Origin of the sequence: Micromonospora sp. CPCC 206061 (assembly GCF_036906915.1) — a bacterium.
Taxonomy (GTDB): Bacteria; Actinomycetota; Actinomycetes; order Mycobacteriales; family Micromonosporaceae; genus Phytohabitans.
In genome coordinates, this window is record NZ_JBAKHX010000030.1 from 39,989 (window position 1) to 58,565 (window position 18,577).

18 protein-coding genes and 1 pseudogene are annotated in these 18,577 nt (G+C 69.2%); 13 read left to right on the plus strand and 6 right to left on the minus strand.

All coding sequences use genetic code 11. The annotated features are described in order from the left end of the window. The first annotated feature begins 2 nt into the window (after positions 1–2). A complete protein-coding gene (locus V6V89_RS20845; RefSeq protein WP_334620855.1) occupies positions 3–962 on the plus strand; it encodes a C40 family peptidase in 960 nt (319 codons plus the stop codon). A gap of 231 nt (positions 963–1,193) precedes the next feature. On the opposite strand, the gene V6V89_RS20850 is transcribed toward V6V89_RS20845, so the two are convergent. The 3 genes from V6V89_RS20850 to V6V89_RS20860 form a co-directional block, all read right to left on the minus strand. Continuing rightward, complete coding sequence (locus V6V89_RS20850; protein ID WP_334620856.1) at positions 1,194–2,195, minus strand: sigma-70 family RNA polymerase sigma factor; 1,002 nt, start codon at positions 2,193–2,195, stop codon at positions 1,194–1,196. A gap of 351 nt (positions 2,196–2,546) precedes the next feature. Beyond that, complete coding sequence (gene murQ / locus V6V89_RS20855; RefSeq protein WP_334620857.1) at positions 2,547–3,470, minus strand: N-acetylmuramic acid 6-phosphate etherase; 924 nt, start codon at positions 3,468–3,470, stop codon at positions 2,547–2,549. Next, on the minus strand, positions 3,467–4,381 hold the full coding sequence (locus V6V89_RS20860; protein WP_334620858.1) for a MurR/RpiR family transcriptional regulator: 915 nt from the start codon (positions 4,379–4,381) through the stop codon (positions 3,467–3,469). The genes murQ and V6V89_RS20860 overlap by 4 nt, the downstream gene beginning before the upstream one ends. A gap of 160 nt (positions 4,382–4,541) precedes the next feature. Between V6V89_RS20860 and V6V89_RS20865 the strand changes: the two genes are divergently transcribed. Continuing rightward, entirely contained in the window at positions 4,542–5,222 is a 681-nt protein-coding gene (locus V6V89_RS20865) for an SDR family NAD(P)-dependent oxidoreductase (RefSeq protein ID WP_334620859.1), read from the plus strand. On the opposite strand, the gene V6V89_RS20870 is transcribed toward V6V89_RS20865, so the two are convergent. Continuing rightward, complete coding sequence (locus tag V6V89_RS20870) at positions 5,207–5,863, minus strand: dTMP kinase (protein WP_442935187.1); 657 nt, start codon at positions 5,861–5,863, stop codon at positions 5,207–5,209. The two genes, V6V89_RS20865 and V6V89_RS20870, sit on opposite strands and share 16 nt — an antisense overlap. Positions 5,864–6,011: 148 nt before the next feature. On the opposite strand from V6V89_RS20870, the gene V6V89_RS20875 reads away from it, so the two are divergent. The 6 genes and pseudogenes from V6V89_RS20875 (at position 6,012) to V6V89_RS20900 (ending at position 9,649) form a co-directional block, all read left to right on the plus strand. After that, a complete protein-coding gene (locus V6V89_RS20875) occupies positions 6,012–6,848 on the plus strand; it encodes an RNA polymerase sigma factor SigF (protein ID WP_442935188.1) in 837 nt (278 codons plus the stop codon). A 47-nt stretch (positions 6,849–6,895) separates the two neighbouring features. Then, a complete protein-coding gene (locus V6V89_RS20880; RefSeq protein ID WP_334620860.1) occupies positions 6,896–7,471 on the plus strand; it encodes a nucleotidyltransferase family protein in 576 nt (191 codons plus the stop codon). Then, positions 7,468–7,713: a hypothetical protein gene (locus V6V89_RS20885; RefSeq protein WP_334620861.1), complete on the plus strand. Its 246-nt coding sequence runs from the start codon at positions 7,468–7,470 to the stop codon at positions 7,711–7,713. Before V6V89_RS20880 ends, V6V89_RS20885 begins: the two co-directional genes overlap by 4 nt. Further along, positions 7,710–8,493 (plus strand): annotated as a pseudogene (locus tag V6V89_RS20890) (metallophosphoesterase family protein). Before V6V89_RS20885 ends, V6V89_RS20890 begins: the two are co-directional and overlap by 4 nt. Continuing rightward, on the plus strand, positions 8,463–8,606 hold the full coding sequence (locus V6V89_RS20895) for a GPGG-motif small membrane protein (protein ID WP_334620863.1): 144 nt from the start codon (positions 8,463–8,465) through the stop codon (positions 8,604–8,606). The pseudogene V6V89_RS20890 and the gene V6V89_RS20895 overlap by 31 nt, the downstream one beginning before the upstream one ends. Before the next feature lie 170 nt (positions 8,607–8,776). Further along, a complete protein-coding gene (locus V6V89_RS20900; RefSeq protein WP_334620864.1) occupies positions 8,777–9,649 on the plus strand; it encodes an MHYT domain-containing protein in 873 nt (290 codons plus the stop codon). Positions 9,650–9,876: 227 nt separating this feature from the next. Here the strand turns inward: V6V89_RS20900 and V6V89_RS20905 are convergent, their stop codons facing one another. Next, entirely contained in the window at positions 9,877–10,656 is a 780-nt protein-coding gene (locus tag V6V89_RS20905) for a peptidoglycan DD-metalloendopeptidase family protein (RefSeq protein ID WP_334620865.1), read from the minus strand. Positions 10,657–10,895: 239 nt separating this feature from the next. Here V6V89_RS20905 and V6V89_RS20910 point away from each other — a divergent pair, with 239 nt between their 5' ends. The 5 genes from V6V89_RS20910 (at position 10,896) to V6V89_RS20930 (ending at position 17,149) form a co-directional block, all read left to right on the plus strand. Further along, complete coding sequence (locus tag V6V89_RS20910) at positions 10,896–12,236, plus strand: ABC transporter substrate-binding protein (protein WP_334620866.1); 1,341 nt, start codon at positions 10,896–10,898, stop codon at positions 12,234–12,236. Positions 12,237–12,433: 197 nt separating this feature from the next. Further along, positions 12,434–13,483, plus strand: coding sequence for a carbohydrate ABC transporter permease (locus V6V89_RS20915; RefSeq protein WP_334620867.1), 1,050 nt, complete (start codon positions 12,434–12,436; stop codon positions 13,481–13,483). Between the two features lies 1 nt (position 13,484). Continuing rightward, positions 13,485–14,447 carry a carbohydrate ABC transporter permease gene (locus tag V6V89_RS20920; protein ID WP_334620868.1) on the plus strand — a complete coding sequence of 321 codons (963 nt, stop codon included), beginning with the start codon at positions 13,485–13,487 and terminating at the stop codon, positions 14,445–14,447. 18 nt (positions 14,448–14,465) lie between these two features. Next, positions 14,466–15,485 (plus strand): LacI family DNA-binding transcriptional regulator, encoded by a 1,020-nt coding sequence (locus V6V89_RS20925; RefSeq protein ID WP_334620869.1) that lies wholly within the window; start codon positions 14,466–14,468, stop codon positions 15,483–15,485. Positions 15,486–15,490: 5 nt separating this feature from the next. Further along, the gene (locus V6V89_RS20930) at positions 15,491–17,149 is read left to right on the plus strand and encodes a glycoside hydrolase family 13 protein (RefSeq protein WP_334620870.1); all 1,659 of its coding nucleotides are present in this window, start codon (positions 15,491–15,493) and stop codon (positions 17,147–17,149) included. Between the two features lie 7 nt (positions 17,150–17,156). On the opposite strand, the gene V6V89_RS20935 is transcribed toward V6V89_RS20930, so the two are convergent. After that, positions 17,157–18,569, minus strand: coding sequence for an MFS transporter (locus V6V89_RS20935; protein WP_334620871.1), 1,413 nt, complete (start codon positions 18,567–18,569; stop codon positions 17,157–17,159). Between the last annotated feature and the right edge of the window lie 8 nt (positions 18,570–18,577).

The window sequence follows — 18,577 nt, forward strand, 5'->3', positions numbered from 1 at the left end:
GTTTGTCACCCGCGCGTACGCTGCTGCGCGCCCTCGTACTGCTCGGTGTGGGCATCGGGCTGACAGTGCCGGCGGTTGCCGCACAGGCGGAGCCGTCCGCGAGCGAGCTGACGCAGCAGATCAACAAGGCGTCGACGGAGCTGGAAAAGATCGTCGAGGCGTACAACAAGGCCGGAGAGGACCTCAAGACCACCAAGGCCGCCGCGCAGGCGGTCGCCACCAAGCTCGGCCCGCTGGAACAGGAACTCGCCGTCGCCGACGCGGAGGTCGGTCGGATGGCCGCCGTCGCGTACCGGTCTGGCCGGCTGGCCAACGCCAACGCACTGCTTGAAGGCGGCACCGGCAGCGTCGTCGACCGCCTGGGCGTACTCGACAAGCTGGCCCGCGACCGCCAGGCCCAGGTTGCCGGCTTCACGGCGACGCAGCAGCGGTATCTCGACGAGAAGTCGAAGCTCGACATCGCGCAGGCCAAGCAGACCGCGCAGGTGAATGAGCTCGCGACGGGCAAGAAGAAGATCGAGTCGGATCTCGCCAAGCTGTACGAGATGCGAGAGAAGGCGTACGGCTCGGCGACCACGTCGAGCGGCTCGTACACCGGCACGATCCCGTCGGTCTCTGGCCAGGCGGGCGTCGCGGTGCGGTTCGCATACAACGCGATCGGCACCCCGTACGTGTGGGCGGCCGAGGGGCCGAACGGCTACGACTGCTCGGGCCTGACGCTCGCCGCGTGGCGGGCCGCAGGCAAGACACTGCCGCACAACGCCGCGATGCAGTGGGACAAGGTGGCACACATCGGCCGAGGTTCGCTGCAACCGGGAGACCTGGTGTTCTACAGCGGTCTCGGACACGTGGGCATCTACGTGGGCAGTGGCAAGGTGATCCATGCCCCGCAGGCCGGCGAATCGGTGAAGCTCTCCAGCGTCGACATGATGACCCCATACGGCTACGGCCGCGTCCGCTAGCTGTTCGGTTCCATACGGGCCGCGGCATCGGCTGCCGCGGCCCGTTGGTGTCGGCGTGTCGTGGGGCCGTGTACTTCGCGCTGACGCAACGGAGCACCCAGTGGTTCGCCGCCGCACCGCCCGAACCGCGGGCACCGCGCGGAGCTGGGTGCTTGAACCAGCCCCTGAATAGACAGGCGAGCGGCCGGCGTCCCACACTAGACGCCGGCCGCTCGCTATTTGTCGATGCTGTTATGCCGCCTGGAGACCCTCGGCCCGGGCCAGCTCGCGGAGCCGGCCGAGCGCCTGGATCTCAAGCTGGCGGATGCGCTCCCGCGACAGCGAGAACCGCGACGCCACCTCGGTGAGCGAGTGCTCCCGGCCGTCTTCGAGCCCGTACCGGGCGCGCATGATGCCGGCCGACCGGTCGTCGAGGTGGTTGAGCAGACCCTCGATGCGCTGCCGCTCCAGGCCGGTGAGCACGATCTCTTCCGGCGACGGAGCGTCGCTGTCGGCCACCAGGTCGCCGAGGTTGGTGTCGCCGTCGTCGCCGACCGGTGTGTCGAGCGACACGGTGTCCTGCGACCAGCGCACCAGCTCGTGCACCCGCTCGACGGGCACGCCCAGCGCGACCGCGATCTGCTCCGGCTCGGGGTCGCTGCCGAGCTCACGGGTGAGCTGGCGGGCGACGTTGCGCATCCGGTTGACGTCTTCGACCAGGTGCACCGGCAGCCGCACGGTGCGCTCCTGCTGTGCGATCGCCCGGCTGATCGCCTGGCGGATCCACCAGGTGGCATACGTCGAGAACTTGAACCCGCGCTCGTAGTCGAACTTCTCGACCGCGCGCACCAGGCCGGTGTTGCCCTCCTGGATCAGGTCGAGCATCGGCATGCCAGACCGCACGTATCGCCGCGCGATCGACACGACCAGCCGTAGGTTTGCCCTGATGAACAGATCCTTGGCCCGCTCGCCCTCGATGACGAGGCGCTCCAGCTCTTCCGCGCCCACGCCCTGCGGCACCTTCCCCTCGTCGAGGAGGTGCTCCGCGTACAGCCCGGCCTCGATCGCCTTGGAGAGGTCGACCTCTGTGGCGGCGTCGAGCAGCGGCGTGCGTGAGATCTCGTGCAGATAGACGCCGACCAGGTCGCGTTCCTCGGCGACCTCGTCCGTGCGCATCACCACATTGCTTTCCACGTCGCTCACGATCCCCTCGCTCGCCCCACTTGCCTTGTTACCTGCTGTCCCGACGTTCATCAGCCCTCCCCCGTAACCTCCGGTATCCCCCGCGGTGCTGACACCTACACAACAGTTGAGACGCGCTTGGGATTCCGTCTCGTGAGTCGAAAGTGTCACGAATGCCTGAGTAATAGCTGAGAGCCCGGTGCGTACTTGCTGTGCACTGCGCTCTATCAAGGGATTCGGCTACAACCTGGGGGCGGATTGGACGGCCACTGTGCACGTTTCGCCCAGTCAATGACATCACCTGGTGTTGGCCCGCACAGCGATCCGGCTCACTACCTGTCTGCGATCCTCGTCACTTCACAGTACGCACGTACGCCGTCGACGGTTCAGCGCTTGTTCAGGGCATACCCGTGGCGCGGCACACTATGCGAGGTGAGCCAGGGCCCTGCGAACGTGGCCCGCCGAGCGTCCCAGCGCCGCCTTGGCACCGTCGACGTCGGCGCCGGACATCAGCGTCACGAGCGCGATCTTGAGGTCGCCGCCGGCCTCGGCGAGCGCCCGCTGGCAGTCCTCTTCGCCCCGGTCGGTCGCGGCCATGAGGATCGAGATCATCCGGCCGCGCAGCTTCGCGTTGGTGGCGACTAAGTCGATCATCAGGTTCGAGTACACCCGGCCGAGCCGGACCATGACCGCGGTGGAGAACGCGTTCAGCACCAGCTTCTGTGCGGTGGCCGCCTTCATCCGGGTCGAGCCGGTGATGACCTCCGGGCCGGTGTCGACGCCGATGAAGACGTCCACCTCCGCGGCGGCCGCGGCGGCCGGGTCGGCGGCCACGAGCGCGCAGGAGGCGCCGTTCACCCGCGCGGCGCGCAGGGCACCCAGCACGTACGGGGTGCGGCCGCTGGCCGCCAGGCCCACGACGAGGTCGCCGGCGCGCACCGAGGCGGCCGCCTCATCGGCCCCGGCCGCCTCATCGTCCTCGGCGTTCTCGACGGCGTGGTGCATCGCCTCGGGCCCGCCGGCGAGGTGGGCGCGAAACCAGTCGGCCGGGGTGTTGAAGGTGGGCGCCAGCTCCGCCACGTCGATCACGCCCAGCCGCCCGGACGTGCCGGCGCCGAAGTAGTGCACTCGGTGCCCGTCCTGTATCGCGGCGACGGCGAGGTCGACCGCGGCGGCGATCTCGTCCAGTACCGCCGCGACCGCCGGCGCCACCGCTTGGTCGGCCTCGTTGATGACCGTGAGCACGTCGCGGGTCGACATCAGGTCGAGGTCTTCGCTGCGCGGGTTCTGCCGCTCGGTGGGCGAGCCGATACGGACGACGGCTCGGCCGTCCGTATCGGCCGTCAACGCGACCGCCGGACGGAGGTCACCCGGTGCGACTGCACCGCCTCGGCGGTGACCTCCAGTGCCCGGCGGGCCTTGGTCCGGTTGCGGGCGGCGACCCCGACGAAGAGGCAGTCGACGACGGTGAGCTGGGCCAGCCGGCTGGCCATCGCGCCGGAGCGGTAGGTGGTCTCGCGGGCCGCCGTGGTGAGCACGAAGTCGGCCACCTCGGTTATCGGCGAGCGGGGGAAGTTGGTCAGCGCCACGGTGGTGGCACCGTGCGCCCGCGCCTGCTGGAGCACCTCGATCACGTCGGAGGTGGTGCCGGTGTGCGAGATGCCGATCGCGATGTCACCCTTGCCGAGCAGCGCGGCCGAGGTGAGCGCCGTGTGTATGTCGGGCCAGTAGAACGCGGTGCGCCCGATGCGGTGCAGCTTCTGCTGGAAGTCGGACGCGACGAAGCCGCTGGCGCCGGCGCCGTACACGTCGATCCGGCCGGCGACGGTGATGGCGTCGACCACCTGCTCGCACACGGCGGGGTCGAGTTGCTCGGCGGTCTCTTCGACGGCGCGCGCGTCGTTGAACGCGATCGTGGCGATGATCTGGGCCAGGTCGGCGCCGGGCGGGATGTCGCCACCGACGACCCGGGCGTCAGGCGGCTCGACGCGGCGGGCGGCCTCGGCCGCGAGGCGGATGCGCAGCTGCGGGTACCCCTCCATGCCGACCGACCGGCAGAACCGGATGACGGTGGCCTCGGAGGTCTCGGCTGCGGTGGCGAGGTCGGTGATCGTGCGGCGGGCGGCGTCGGCGGGATCGGCCACGACGAGGCGGGCGACGCGCTGCTCGGCCGGCGACAGCGACGGCAGCAGGCCGCTGATGTGAACGATCAGCCCGCTCGACTCATGCGTCGCAGAAACCTTCGTCGTCTTCGCCACGGATGAAACTTACTTTCAGATTACCCGGACCGTCAACCGTGACCGTCAAGTACTGAGAAGGTACGCCCAACTGGGCGTGCGTGGGCGCCAGAATAGCGATCCAACCGTGCCATTCGCCTACCACGTTCGGCTCATCCGGCCCGGCGATACGGTGTGACGCATGGCGGACAGGACGGTGCTAGTCACCGGCGGTACTGGCGGGCTCGGCGGCGCGGTCACGGCCGCCTTCGCGGCGGCGGGCTGGCGTGTGGTCGCACCCGTGCGGTCGGCGCCCGGGAAAGGCGGCGACGCGACGTACGTGACCGCGGACCTGAACGACGCCGCGTCCGTCGATACGGCGGTGGCCACCGCGGCGGGCGAGGCCGCCGCGCCGCTGCGGGCGGTCGTCAACCTCGTCGGCGGGTACGCGTCGAGCGGGCTGGTGCACGAGACCCCGTTCGAGGATTTCGAGGCGATGCTCACGCTCAACCTGCGCTCCACCTACCTCGTGACGCACGCCGCGCTGCCGCACCTGCTCGCGGCTGGCGGCGGCGCGGTGGTGTGCGTGTCGTCGCGGGCGGCGCTGACGCCATTCGCGGGCGCCGCCGGTTACATCACCGCGAAGGCGGCGGTGCTCGCGTTCTCGAACGCGGTCGCCGCCGAGTACCGGCAGAAGGGTGTGCGGTGCAACACCCTGGTGCCGAGCGTGATCGACACTCCAGCCAACCGGGCCGCACAGCCAGACGCCGACCACTCCCGCTGGGTACAGCCAGAGGCGATCGCCCCGGTCATCCTCCACCTTGCGAGCGACGAGTCGGCGCCGACCAGCGGTGCGGCGATCCCGGTCTACGGCAGGGCCTGAAGCTCCCGGCCGGCCGGGCCGCCCAGCACGCCCAGCTGCTCGTGGATCTGGCGGGTCACCTCGTTCGGGGTGCCGTTGGCGTCGATCACCCGAAACGTCGGATGCTCCGGCAGCGACCGGTACGCCGCGCCGGCCGCCGCGAGGTAGTCGACGGTCTCGTGGTCGGTGCCGCGCAGCTCGATGCGCTGGTACGCCTCACCGGGGCGCACGTCGAGGAAGAACGTCACGTCCGGCCGCGGAAACACCGCATACGCCAGGCGGGCCAGCCACTCGCCCCGGCCGCCGCCGACCTGGGTGCGGATGCTCGCGTACTGGCACACCGCGTACCGGTCCATCACCGCCACCTGCCCGGTGAGGGTCGAACGCAGTAGTGCCCGCGCGATCGCCAGCCAGCGCAGCCACGACTCGAACCAGAGTAGGCCGGTGCGGCCGAGCAGGTCTTGGGCGTCGCGCCTGCCGAGGTGGCGGGCCAGCCGCCCGAGCCAGCGGCGACCGCCGGCGTTCTGCCAGTACCTAGCGGGGATGCCGTAATCGGTCAGCGCGGTGGCGAGCCGATGGGCCTGGGTGGTCTTGCCCGAGCCGTCGACGCCGACGAGTGCGATGATGCGCGGCCGGCGAGGCGGATGGACGGTGGGAACCATGTCAACCAACGGTACTGAGGTGTCGCCACCTATTGTTAAAAAGTCCCTTTTAGCCCTTTAGAACCCTTTATACATCGTCCTTTCGGCTAGATTTCTCGTGCCCATCTGGTTTATGGTCGGTATCTGATCAGTCAATCAAGCACGTTTTATGGCCGTGTCCACAACTGACAACAGGGGGACCGCCGTGCCGACCACCGCCGTGCCGACCACTCCGCTCAACCAGCGGCACCACACCGATATCGCCAGCCAACTGCTGGCCGTGATGACGTCACTGCCCGCGGGCCACCCGTCCCGTGCCCGGGTCCGCGATCAGGTGATCGAGGCCTGGCTGCCGCTGGCCAATCACCTGGCGAACCGCTTCGCCGGTCGCGGCGAGCCGATCGACGACCTGGCGCAGACCGCCACCGTCGGGCTCATCAAGGCCATCGACAAGTTCGACTCCGAGCGCGGCGTCGAGTTCGCCGCGTACGCGATACCCACCATCATCGGCGAGATCAAGCGTCACTTCCGCGACCGCACCTGGGACATCCGGGTGCCGCGCCGGCTCCAGGAACTGCGCCTGTCCATCTCAGAGGCGACCAGCACACTGCTCCAGTCGCTCGGCCGCTCGCCTACCGTCGCCGACCTCGCGGGACACCTCGGGATCAGCGAGGAAGCGGTACTGGAAGGGCTGGAGGGTGCCCGTGCGTACAACGCGGTGTCGCTGTCGACGCCGACCAGCGACGGCGACCGCGCCACCGAGCTGGGCGACCTGCTGGGCAGCGAGGACGCCGAGTTCGAGCTCGCCGAGCTGCGGGTCGCGCTCGGCCCGGCACTCGCCACGCTCGACAAGCGCGAGCAACGGATCCTGACACTGCGGTTCTACGGCAACATGACCCAGTCGCAGATCGCGGAGCAGATCGGCGTATCGCAGATGCACGTCTCGCGGCTGCTCGCCCGGGCGCTCGTCAAGCTCCGCGGCCAGCTCGGCGAGGACGCGGCGTAGCGCTGGCCCAAGGTGTGAAGTCGAGCGGCCACGGGTACTCGTAGCTGATGACCAATGGCGTTGACGTAGGCCTGCTAAAGACCCTGAAGCGCGTTGCCGCCACGCTGAAACAGGCGGATGTGCCGTTCGTTCTCGGCGGGAGCTTCGCCGTCTACGCCCACGGCGGGCACTCCGGCGACCACGACGTCGACTTTCTCATCCGGGAGCGCGACGTCGACCCGGCGCTGGAGGCGCTGGTGGCCGCCGGCTTCACAGCCGAGCGGCCACCGGAGGACTGGCTGGTCAAGGTATACGACGAGCACGGTCACATGGTGGATCTGATCCACCGCCCCATCGAGACGCCGGTGACCGACGAGACGCTGTCGGGCGGGGTGATCCGCCCGGTGGACGCCATCCAGATGCCCTGCCTGTCGGCGACCCAGCTGATGGTGCACAAGTTGCTCAGCTACTCGCAGCACTACTGCGACTTCGCGCGCGGGCTGCCGCTCGCCCGGTCGTTGCGCGAGCAGATCGACTGGGACCAGGTCCGCAAGGAGACCGCCGCGTCGCCGTATGCGGAGGCGTTCCTGGTGCTGCTCGACCGGCTTGAGGTGGTGCCCCAGAAGACGGAGCTGTCGCGATGATCGACGAATACACCGAGGCCGCCGTGCAGCGCTTGCTCACCGAGCATGGTGGTCTCGCCGAGCAGGGCATCAAAGTAGTACGCCGGGAGCGGGTACTCGCGCTGTGCGGCGAGGTGGAGAGCCGCCAGCGCCGAGACGAGATCCTGCGCCTGGTACACGAGAGCTTCCCGGACGTCCCGCTGTCGATCGACATCGGGGTGACCCGGGCGAATGCCCCGACCGAGGCGGAGGAGCTTCCATGATCCGCGTAGCCGCGGTCGGCGACGTGCACATGGACCAGGACGTCGTCGGCCGGTTCCGACCTGCCCTTGAGCACCTGCCCGAGCAGGCCGACGTGCTGCTGCTCGCCGGCGATCTCACCCGACACGGCACCGAGTCCGAGGCGCGCTGCGTCGCCGCCGAGTTCGGCGGGCTGGGCGTGCCCGTGGTGGCCGTCCTAGGAAACCACGACCACCACTGCGACCAGGTGCCGCAGGTGGTCAAGGTGCTCACCGACGCCGGGATCGCGGTACTGGAGGGCGACAGCACGCGGGTCGACACCCCCGGCGGGGTGCTCGGTATCGCCGGCGCCAAGGGCTTCGGTGGCGGGTTCGCCGGCAAGTGCGCCAGCGAGTTCGGCGAGCCGGAGATGAAGGCGTTCGTGCGCACCACCAGCGTCACGGCCGAGCAACTCGGTGCCGCGCTGCGCGACCTCGACTGCGACGTGCGGGTGGCGCTGACCCACTACGCCCCGGTGCCGGACACGCTCGCCGGCGAGCCGCCGGAGATCTACCCGTTCCTCGGCTCGTACCTGCTGGGCCAGGCCATCGATTCGGCGCCCACCGCGCTGGCGGTACACGGCCACGCGCACGCCGGCACCGAGCGCGGCACGACGCCGGGCGGGGTGCGGGTGCGCAACGTCGCCCACCCGGTCATCAAGCAGGCGTACAGCGTGTTTCACCTGGGCTGATCACCAGGTTTCCGGGCCGCGACCCTCGGGTACTTCTCCGGCATGGACTTACTTCTGTGGATTCTCGCAGTGATTCTCGTGGTCGCCGGCGTACTCGCGCTGTTCCGCCGGCAGATCCTGTGGGGCGTCGTCCTCATCATCGTGGGGTTGCTCGTGGGCCCCGGCGGGGTCAGCCTCTTCACGTAACCCGCCAATATCCCTAATCCGTGCCGACTGACCCGCTGAGGTCGCCGTATCCGGGCAGCTACGTCCTCCCCGACGGTGGGGCCCGGTGCGGCGACCTCAGCGCCGCATTCTGCTGGCAGGCGCACAGAATGTCCGGCTAGCCCGCCTTGTGGCATGACTGAATCGCCACCGTGGCCGAAATCCATCACCTCACGCACGGCGTGGTCAGTCCCGTCGTCGCGTACCTCATAAGTTTTCTGGGCTCGTTCCTGGGTCTCGTCTGCACCACGCGCGCCCGGGAGGCCCGCACCCGCCGCCGTCGCGCCCGCTGGCTGGTCCTCGCCGCGGTCTCCATCGGAGGGGCCGCGATCTGGCTGATGCACTTCACCGCGATGCTCGGCTTCGACGTGCCGGTGAGCCCTGTCCGGTACGACCCGTTCCTGACCGCTGCGAGCCTGGTGATCGCGATCGCCACCGTGGGTGCCGGGCTCTTCATCGCGGGGCACGGCCGCCGCTCCGCCGGCCGCGTCGCGGGCGGTGGGCTGCTGACCGGCTGCGGCGTGCTGGCCATGCACTACACCGGGATGGCGGCCGTGCGGGTGGCCGGGCGGATCGAGTACGACCTCGGGATGGTCGCCGCCTCCGGGATCATCGCCGTCGTCGCGTCGACGGTGGCGCTCTGGTTCACGGTCACCATCCGCGGCTGGCGGGCGATCGTCATCGCCTCGGGCATCATGGGCGTCGCCGTCTGCGGCATGCACTACACCGGGATGGCAGCGATGCGGGTGCGGCTGTGGCCGATGGGCGAGGGCCGGGTGGAGGGCATCAACCCGTCGCTACTGGTCGTGCCCATCACCCTGCTCACCTCGACCGCGCTGGTCGCCGCCGCGCTGAGCGCGCTTCAGGCCATGACCGAGGAGGAGTTCACCGACCCGGTGACACCCCGGATGGGGCGGCATGCCACGGTCGCCCTCGACCTGGGCCGGATCCGGGCGCACCGCGACCGGCTCGCCCCGATCCGGCCCAGGTCGGCGAGTGAGCTGGCGCGGCAGCGTCTGGACTGAGGAGCGTAGCGACGAGGGAAGACGTTGCCTTTCAGCGCCGCGCGAGCGAGCCGACCCTAAGAACCCAGGTCGGCGAGTGAGCTGGCGCGGCAGCGTCTGGACTGAGGAGCGTAGCGACGAGGGAAGACGTTGCCTTTCAGCGCCGCGCGAGCGAGCCGACCCTAAGAACCCAGGTCGGCGAGTGAGCTGGCGCGGCAGCGTCTGGACTGAGGAGCGTAGCGACGAGCTCAGCAGCGGGGGACGCTGGGTATGAAGCCGTCGTAACCGGTGTACACGTACGTGTCCGACACGAACCGGCCGCTGCCGATGCGGTCCCAGATGTTGCTCGTGCCGTACGTGCCGGTGACCGTGGTGCCGGTGGTCTGGCAGTAGATGGTGACGCTGGCGCCGTCGGCGACGCTGCCGACCGCGCTGTACCCGGTGCCCGGCCCGGAACGGACCGTCAGAGCCGCGCCGGCCGTGTTGACCGTGCCCGCGCCGGTGTTGCCGCCGGAGCAGGCGTTGTCACTGGTGTACGTCTTGGTGCCCCAGTACAGCGCGAGGGCGCCGTTGAAGCGGATCTGGATGTCGCTGCCGCCCTGCCGCTGCTCGTAGTGCAGGTGCGGGCCGCTGGAGCCGCCGGTGTTACCAACCCAGCCGAGCACGGAGCCGTATCCGACGGTCTGCCCGACGGAGACGTTGAACCCGTTGAGGTGCGCGTAGTACGTCGTGTACCCGCTCCCGTGGTTGATGCGCACGTACTTGCCGTAGCTCGTGCTGCCCAGGTCGGTGACCCGGTCGACGGTGCCGGGTGCGCTCGCGACGACTGGGTCGCCGAGGTCGTCGGCGCGGTTGAAGTCGAGGGCGTTCGCGGGGCTGTGGTTGCTGCGCGTCTGCCCGGACCACGACTGTCCACAGGGGAATGGCACCTTGAACGCCGGTGCGGCCTGCGCCGTGCCGGGGTTCACCACGACCGCGGCCGCTACGGCGACCAGCGCGGCGAGGATCGCGAGCGTACGTCTGTACATCCAAGACCTCCTATGGTGAAAACCTTCCATATAGATGAGTAGCTTGGCAGAAACCTTCAGATCTGTGAAGACCCGATCCACGAGCCACTGGAAGCGCTCCCAAAGTTTCCGAATCGTTACGGCGCGTGTCCCCCGAAAGCCTGGACGAAAGATCGTGCAAGCGCTTACATGTGAGGACGACGCCCCACTCAGTCGGGACCGGTGCGCGGGCCGGCGCACCGGCAAGGAAGGAGGACGGCATGGCGGTCTTTCCCAGACCACGCCAAGCCCTCGTGATCGCCAGCGTGGTAGGACTGGCGATCAGCGCCGCCGCATGCGGCGGTGACGACAGCGGAAGTGGCAACGGAGACTCGGCGGACTGCGCCGCTTTTGACAAGTACGACGGCAACGACGGCAAGAAGGTCTCGATCTACGCGTCCATCCGTGACACCGAGGCCGACCTGCTCGAGCAGTCCTGGGAGCAGTTCACCGAGTGCACCGGGATCGATATCGACTACGAGGGCAGCGGCGAGTTCGAGGCCCAACTCCAGGTGCGTGTCGACGGCGGCAACGCCCCCGACATCGCGTTCATCCCGCAGCCGGGTCTGCTGGCCACGTTCGCCAAGGCCGGCAAGCTCAAGGCGGCCCCCGCCGACACCAAGTCGGCGGCCGAGGCCAACTACCCGGCCGACTGGCTGAAGTACAGCACCGTCGACGGCACGTTCTACGGCGCGCCGCTCGGCTCCAACGTCAAGTCCTTCGTCTGGTACTCGCCGAAGCAGTTCCAGGAGAAGGGGTACGCGGTCCCGAAGACCTGGGCCGAGCTCATCTCGCTGAGTGACAAGATCGCGAGTACCGATCAAAAGCCGTGGTGTGCCGGTATCGAGTCCGGTGACGCCACCGGCTGGCCGGCGACCGACTGGCTCGAAGACCTCATGCTGCGCACCGCAGGCCCCGAGGTCTACGACCAGTGGGTGACCCACGCGATCCCGTTCAATGCTCCCCAGGTCGCAACGGCGATGAACCAGGCCGGTGAGATCCTCAAGAACCCGAAGTACGTCAACGGCGGCTTCGGCGAGGTCAAGAGCATCTCGACGACCTCGTTCCAGGAGGCTGGTCTGCCGATCCTGGAAGGCAAGTGCTCCCTGCACCGGCAGGCGTCGTTCTACGCCAACCAGTGGCCCGAGGGCACCAAGGTGGCGGAGGACGGCGACGTGTTCGCGTTCTACTTCCCCGCCGTCGACCCGAGCAAGGGCGAGCCGGTGCTGGCCGCTGGTGAGTTCACCGTCGCCTTCGCCGACCGTCCCGAGGTCCAGGCGGTTCAGAACTACCTGGCTACCCCGGACTACGCCAACAGCCGCGCGAAGCTCGGCAACTGGGTCTCCGGCAGCCGGGGCGCGGACATCAACAACTTCGCCAACCCGATCGACAAGCTGTCAGTCCAGATCCTGCAGGACCAGAGCAAGGTGCTCCGGTTCGACGGGTCCGACCTGATGCCGTCGGCCGTCGGCGCCGGCACGCTGTGGCGCGGCATGGTCGACTGGATCAACGGCAGGGACACCGCCACCACTCTCTCGACCGTCGAGAGTTCCTGGAAGTAAACCAAACCGGCATTCGGGTCAATCGCCGCCGTTGGTCGCAACGGCTCCCACCGGGATCCGAAGGTGACCGCCCCCGGCATTCGGGTCAATCGCCGCCGTTGGTCACAACGGCTCCCACCGGGATCCGAAGGTGACGCCGCGATGGCCGGCCCGGACCTCCTTGAGGTCCGGGCCGGCCGATCCCCTCGGGAGGGTGGATGGAATTCGAGGACATTTCTCCAAAACTGACCATGCTGCTGTACGGGCTCATCGCGTTCGTCGTGGTGGTCGGGGGGCTCCTGCTGCTGCTGGACACCGTGCCCGCGTTCTTCGGTCGCCGGCGGGAGCGCCGGCTCGTGGCCGTAGCGGCCGGTGACCTACCGGCGTCGGCTGTCAGGCCGCGCAAGCCGCGCGAGTACGGGCACGCGCTGTTCTTCCTGTTCCCGGTGCTGGTGCTGCTCGCCATCGGGCTAGTCGTGCCAGCGGTCCGTACGACCGTGCTGTCATTCATGAACGGCGACAGCTCGGAGTGGGTCGGGTTCGCCAACTACAGCTGGATGTTCACCAACAACGACGCGGTCAAGGTGCTGCTCAACAGCCTCCTGTGGGTGGTGCTGGTGCCCACGGTGGCCACGTCGGTCGGGCTGCTATACGCGGTACTGGTCGACAAGGCACGCCTGGAGGCGGTCGCCAAATCGCTGATCTTCCTGCCAATGGCGATCTCGTTCGTCGGCGCCAGCATCATCTGGAAGTTCGTGTACGCGTTCCGGTCGGAGGAGCAGAACCAGATCGGCCTGCTCAACCAGATCGTGGTCTGGTTCGGCGGCACGCCGAAGCAGTGGCTGCTCGACTCGCCGCTCAACACGCTGCTGCTGATCGTGGTCATGGTGTGGATCCAGGCGGGTTTCGCCATGGTCATCCTCTCCGCCGCGATCAAAGCGATCCCGGCCGACATCGTCGAGGCCGCCCGCCTCGACGGGGTCACCGCGTGGCAGATGTTCTGGCGGGTGACGATGCCGAGCATCCGGCCGGCATTGATCGTCGTTGTCGTCGCCATCACGGTCGCCACGATGAAGATCTTCGACATCGTGCGCACCATGACGAACGGCAACTACGACACCAACGTGATCGCGCTCGAGATGTACAACCAGTCTTTCCGGTACCAGGAGACCGGGCAGGGCTCGGCCCTCGCGGTCTTCCTGTTCCTGCTGGTCATCCCCATCGTGATCTTCCAGATCCGCAACCTCCGGAAGCAGCGGGAGATCTGACATGGCAACCACGACACCGGTACTGCCGGGCACGACCGCGCAGGAGCAGCCGCGGACGGCCGCCGGCCGGGTCCGCAAGCGGCTGAACACCCGGACGGCCACGATCGTCTCGATCATCATCGCGCTGCTCTGGACGATCCCGACGTTCGGGCTGTTCGTCTCGTCGCTGCGACCGGAGCAAGACATCAAGACCACCGGGTGGTGGACGTTCTTCAGCAACCCCGCTTTCACGCTGGAGAACTACAACGAGGTGCTCTTCGGCCAGTCCGCCTCGTCCGGGCGGTTGGCCAACTACTTCGTCAACTCGGTAGTCATCACGATCCCCTCGGTGCTCTTCCCGATCGCGTTCGCGGCGATGGCGGCGTACGCGCTGTCCTGGATCAGGTTCCGCGGCCGCGACTGGATCTACGTGGGGATCTTCGCGCTGCAGATCGTACCGCTCCAGATGGCGCTGGTGCCGCTGCTGAGCTTCTTCTCCCGCGGGGTCACCCTCGCCGGCATCACGCTGATGCCCGCATGGCAACTCGACGACGAGCAGAAGTTCGTCCAGGTGTGGTTCGCGCACACCTGCTTCGCGCTGCCGTTCGCCGTCTTCCTGCTGCACAACTTCGTTTCCCAGCTCCCCGGTGAGCTTATGGAGGCGGCCAGGGTCGACGGCGCCAGCCACGCGAAGATCTTCCGGACCATCGTCCTCCCGCTGATCACGCCGGCGCTCGCGTCGCTGACGATCTTCCAGTTCCTCTGGGTGTGGAATGACCTGCTGGTCGCGCTGATCTTCGCCGGCGGCAGCGACGAAACCGCACCGCTGACGGTACGGCTGGCGGAGCTGGCCGGCACCCGAGGCAACGAATGGCAACGGCTGACCTCCGGCGCCTTCGTGGCAATCGTCATCCCGCTGATCGTGTTCCTGTCCCTCCAGCGGTACTTCGTCCGCGGCCTGCTCACCGGCAGCGTCAAGGGCTAGCTACCGAAAGGGTGCGGCGTGCCTCGGATCGATGACGTCGCGAGGCTGGCCGGAGTGTCGACGGCCACCGTTTCCCGAGCGTTGCGCGGCCTGCCAACAGTGTCCGAGGCCACCCGGTCCCGGGTACTGGAGGCGGCCGCGCAGCTCGGGTACATCGCCTCGCCCAGCGCGTCCCGGCTGGCCGGTGGCAAGACCCGGTCGGTGGCGGTCGTCGTGCCGAGGATCACCCGGTGGTTCTTCGCCACCGTGGTGGAGGCCGCGGAGGACGCCTTCCACCAGGCCGGCTACGACCTGCTCCTCTACAACCTCGGCGGCAGCGAGCACGAACGCCAGCGACTGTTGCACACCTCCGCCCTGTACAAGCGTGTCGACGCGGTGATGCTCGTGGCCACCCCGCTGCTCACCGACGACCTCACCTCCGTCACCGGGCTCAGGCTGCCCGGGGTCACGGTCAGCTCCGGCACCCGGGTGCCCGGCTGGCCCAGTATCCGGATCGACGACGTCGCGGCGGCGCGTACCGCGACCGAACATCTCATCGGGCTCGGACACCGGCGGATCGCGCACATCTCCGGCGACCCCTCCGACGAGCTGGCCTTCACCACACACATTGACCGGCGCCGGGGCTGGTGCCAAGCGCTCCTGGCGGCGGGCGTCGAGCCCGACCCGCAGCTCGACGTCGAGGCGGAGTTCACCGTCGCCGGCGGCGGGCGCTCGGTGGCCGAGCTGTTGCGGCGCGGCGCGCCACCGACCGCGATCTTCGCGGCCTGCGACGAGATCGCCATGGGCGCGATGGCCGCGCTGCGCCAGGCCGGTCTGCGGGTACCCGCCGACGTCAGCGTGATCGGCATCGACGACCACGACCTCGCGGGCGTGGTGGGGCTCACCACCGTTGCTCAGCCGGCCGTCGAGCAGGGTCGGCTTGCGGCCGCGACGCTGCTGCGCCCTCTCACGCAGGCCGACGGCCCGGTCGACGAGACCGTGATCCTGCCAACACGTCTCATCGTGCGTGAATCCACCGCACCGCCTCGGGCACACTAGATCCCATGCCAGAGCAGAAGGCACCCCACGAAGACGCTCCGCTGCGCTCCTCGTCTCCGCGGGAAGCCCGCAGCGCGCCCTGGTGGCGCCACGCGGTTATCTACCAGGTGTACCCGCGATCCTGGGCCGACTCCGACGGTGACGGCGTCGGCGACCTGCCCGGCATCACGGCCCGCCTCGACCACCTCGTCGAGCTGGGCGTCGACGCGCTGTGGCTCTCGCCGTTCTACCCGTCCCCGCAGGCCGACGCCGGCTACGACGTGTCCGACTACCGCGACGTCGATCCGGTCTTCGGCCGCCTCGAAGACGCCGACAAGCTCCTCGCCGCCGCCCGCGAACGCGGACTGCGGGTGATCGTCGACCTGGTGCCCAACCACACGTCGAGCGAGCACCCCTGGTTCCGCGCGGCGCTCGCCGCCGGCCCGGGCAGCCCGGAGCGCGCGCGCTACATCTTCCGCCCCGAAAAGCCCAACAACTGGGAGAGCACGTTCGGCGGGCCGGCGTGGACGCAGGTGCCGGACGGTGAGTGGTACCTGCACCTGTTCGACGCCGCACAGCCCGACCTGAACTGGGACCACCCCGAGGTGCGCGCCGAGTTCCTCGATATCCTGCGTTTCTGGCTCGACCGGGGCGTCGACGGGTTCCGCGTCGACGTCGCGCACGGCCTGGTCAAGCAGGCCGACCTCGCCGACTGGCACTACCCCGCCGAGCTGCTGACCGGCACCGAAGCCGAGCGCCCGCGGCCGCCCATGTGGGACCAGGATGCCGTACACGAGATCTACCGCGACTGGCGACGGTTGATCGACGAGTACCAGGGCGAACGCGTCCTCGTCGCCGAGGCGTGGGTGCAGCCCGCAGAGCGGCTGGCGGCCTACGTGCGGCCCGACGAGATGCACCAGGCGTTCAACTTCGAGTACCTGGAGGCGTCCTGGAGCGCCGACGCGCAGTACGCGGTGATCACCAGGTCGCTGGCGGCGAGCGCGGCGGTCGACGCGCCAACGACATGGGTGCTGTCGAACCACGACGTGGTGCGGCACGCGTCGCGCCTCGGCCTGCCCGTCGGCACGCCCCGCCCGTCCGGCATAGGCCCCGACGACCCGCAGCCAGACCCCGTGCTCGGCCTGCGCCGCGCGCGGGCGGCCACCCTGCTGATGCTGGGCCTGCCCGGCTCGGCCTACCTGTACCAGGGCGAGGAGCTGGGCCTGCCCGAGCATCTCGCGGTGCCCGACGAGGCGCGGCAGGACCCGATGTTCCGCCGCACCGGCGGAAAGGCGAAGGGGCGCGACGGCTGCCGCGTGCCGATCCCGTGGGAAGCGGACGCGCCGTCGTACGGCTTCGGCCCCACCGACGCGAGCTGGCTGCCGCAGCCGCCGAGCTGGGCGGAGTACGCGGTCGACCGGCAGCGCGGCGTCCCCGGCTCGACGTACGAGCTGTACCGGGCGGCGTTGCGGCTGCGCGCCCAGCACACGCTCGGCACCGGCTCGCTGTCCTGGGAGACCACCAGCGAAGACCTGCTGGCCTTCCGCAACAGCGACGTGTACGTGCTGACCAACTTCGGCCCCGAGCCGGCTCCCCTCCCGACCGGCCTGACCCCCCTGCTCTCCAGCTCCCCCTTGGACGAGGCCGGCCGCGTCCCCCAGGACGTGACGGTCTGGGCGGTCTAGCGCGGTGCTAGCGGGCGGCGGTTTCCGCCGCCCGCTCGGCGCGGGCTTCGAGCAGCGCGTGCACCTCGGCGATGTCGCGCGGCGAGGTCCGGGACGCGAGCCAGTACATGATGCCGGTCGGCACGAAGAACAGCTGGAACGCGGCCAGCCCGACCGCGTAGTTCAACGGCGGTGGGAACGGCCCCTGCAAGGCCCGGAAGACCACACCAACCATGCCGTTCCCGGCCGCGCGGCCCACGCCGTTCGCGAGGTTGCCCAGGCTGTACACCGTGCCGCGGTGCTCGGGCAGGTTGACGTCCGCGATCAGGGCGAACCAGTTCGGCGAGTTCGCCGAGGTCAGCGCCAGCGCCACGATCGCCGCCAGGAGGCTGAGCCCCACCGTCGGCTCGGTCACCACGCTGCCGAGCACAGCCCGGATCACCGCCCCGGCTGGGGCGCCGTCCGGCACGTCCACGCGCAACGGCACGAAGAACAGCACGAAGTAGAACGGCAGCGCCGCGAGCACGCCCACCGCCGCGACGAGGGCCCGGCCCCGAGGTGTACGCCGTTGCAGCCGGTCACCCACCAGACCGCCCACAATCGACAGTGCGCCGCCGAGCTGGAAGAGGATCGCGAAGACGCTGCCCACCACGATCGCGGTGTCCTCGCTGTACCCCTGCGCCTCGGCCCGCTCCCGGAAGAGCACCGGCAGCCACACCAGCGAACCGAACGCCATCTGCGCCGTCACGCCCTGCAACACCAGCCAGACGTTGGTGCGCCGCCGCAGGATGGTCGGCAGGTCGGAGCGGCTGATCCGGTAGTCGTAGTCTCCGCCGCGCGCCAGCACGCCCTTCAGCTCGGTGTCGCTCTGCCCGCGCCGGATGTCGTACGTGAACAGGTACGCGGCGGTGGCGACCAGACCGACGACGGTGAGAGTGAGGAAAGGCAGCCGCCAGTCGCCACGGCCGAGCAAGCCACCAACAAGCGTGCCGGCCAGCGTGCCGACGCCCTGTGACAGGCCCCACAGGCTCATCACCAGACCCCGTCGCCGAGGCGAGATCAGGTCACTGACCACGGAAAACCCGACCGACGCCACCGCGCCCAACCCGATCGCCGCCAGTACCTGAGCAGCGAAGAACGCCGCGTAACCGCCCGACAACGCGGTGCCAGCGGTGCCAGCCGCCCACAGCAGCGTGCCCGTCATCAGCAGCGGCTTCCGGTTGCCCCGGTCGCCCGTGTACGCCCAGCCGACGGCCGCGATCGCACTGACCAGAAACGTGACCGCTGTAACGAGCCCGATCGCGCTCTCCGGCACCTCCAGCGCGTCGCCGATTTTCCCGTACAGCGGCGGCGCCAGACCGATCGCGACGTTGTCGAGGGAGGCGAGCACCACGAAGACAGCCACGCTGTAGGTCCGGTGACCTTGCCCGCCGCGTCTCATGACCGGCA

Coding starts and splice junctions, on each gene's coding strand:
- V6V89_RS20850 (WP_334620856.1), bottom strand. CDS start 2,195: ATGAACGTCGGGACAGCAGGTAACAAGGCAAGTGGGGCGAGCGAGGGG.
- V6V89_RS20865 (WP_334620859.1), top strand. CDS start 4,542: ATGGCGGACAGGACGGTGCTAGTCACCGGCGGTACTGGCGGGCTCGGC.
- V6V89_RS20870 (WP_442935187.1), bottom strand. CDS start 5,863: ATGGTTCCCACCGTCCATCCGCCTCGCCGGCCGCGCATCATCGCACTC.
- V6V89_RS20875 (WP_442935188.1), top strand. CDS start 6,012: ATGGCCGTGTCCACAACTGACAACAGGGGGACCGCCGTGCCGACCACC.
- V6V89_RS20880 (WP_334620860.1), top strand. CDS start 6,896: ATGACCAATGGCGTTGACGTAGGCCTGCTAAAGACCCTGAAGCGCGTT.
- V6V89_RS20885 (WP_334620861.1), top strand. CDS start 7,468: ATGATCGACGAATACACCGAGGCCGCCGTGCAGCGCTTGCTCACCGAG.
- V6V89_RS20895 (WP_334620863.1), top strand. CDS start 8,463: ATGGACTTACTTCTGTGGATTCTCGCAGTGATTCTCGTGGTCGCCGGC.
- V6V89_RS20905 (WP_334620865.1), bottom strand. CDS start 10,656: ATGTACAGACGTACGCTCGCGATCCTCGCCGCGCTGGTCGCCGTAGCG.
- V6V89_RS20910 (WP_334620866.1), top strand. CDS start 10,896: ATGGCGGTCTTTCCCAGACCACGCCAAGCCCTCGTGATCGCCAGCGTG.
- V6V89_RS20915 (WP_334620867.1), top strand. CDS start 12,434: ATGGAATTCGAGGACATTTCTCCAAAACTGACCATGCTGCTGTACGGG.
- V6V89_RS20920 (WP_334620868.1), top strand. CDS start 13,485: ATGGCAACCACGACACCGGTACTGCCGGGCACGACCGCGCAGGAGCAG.
- V6V89_RS20930 (WP_334620870.1), top strand. CDS start 15,491: ATGCCAGAGCAGAAGGCACCCCACGAAGACGCTCCGCTGCGCTCCTCG.
- V6V89_RS20935 (WP_334620871.1), bottom strand. CDS start 18,569: ATGAGACGCGGCGGGCAAGGTCACCGGACCTACAGCGTGGCTGTCTTC.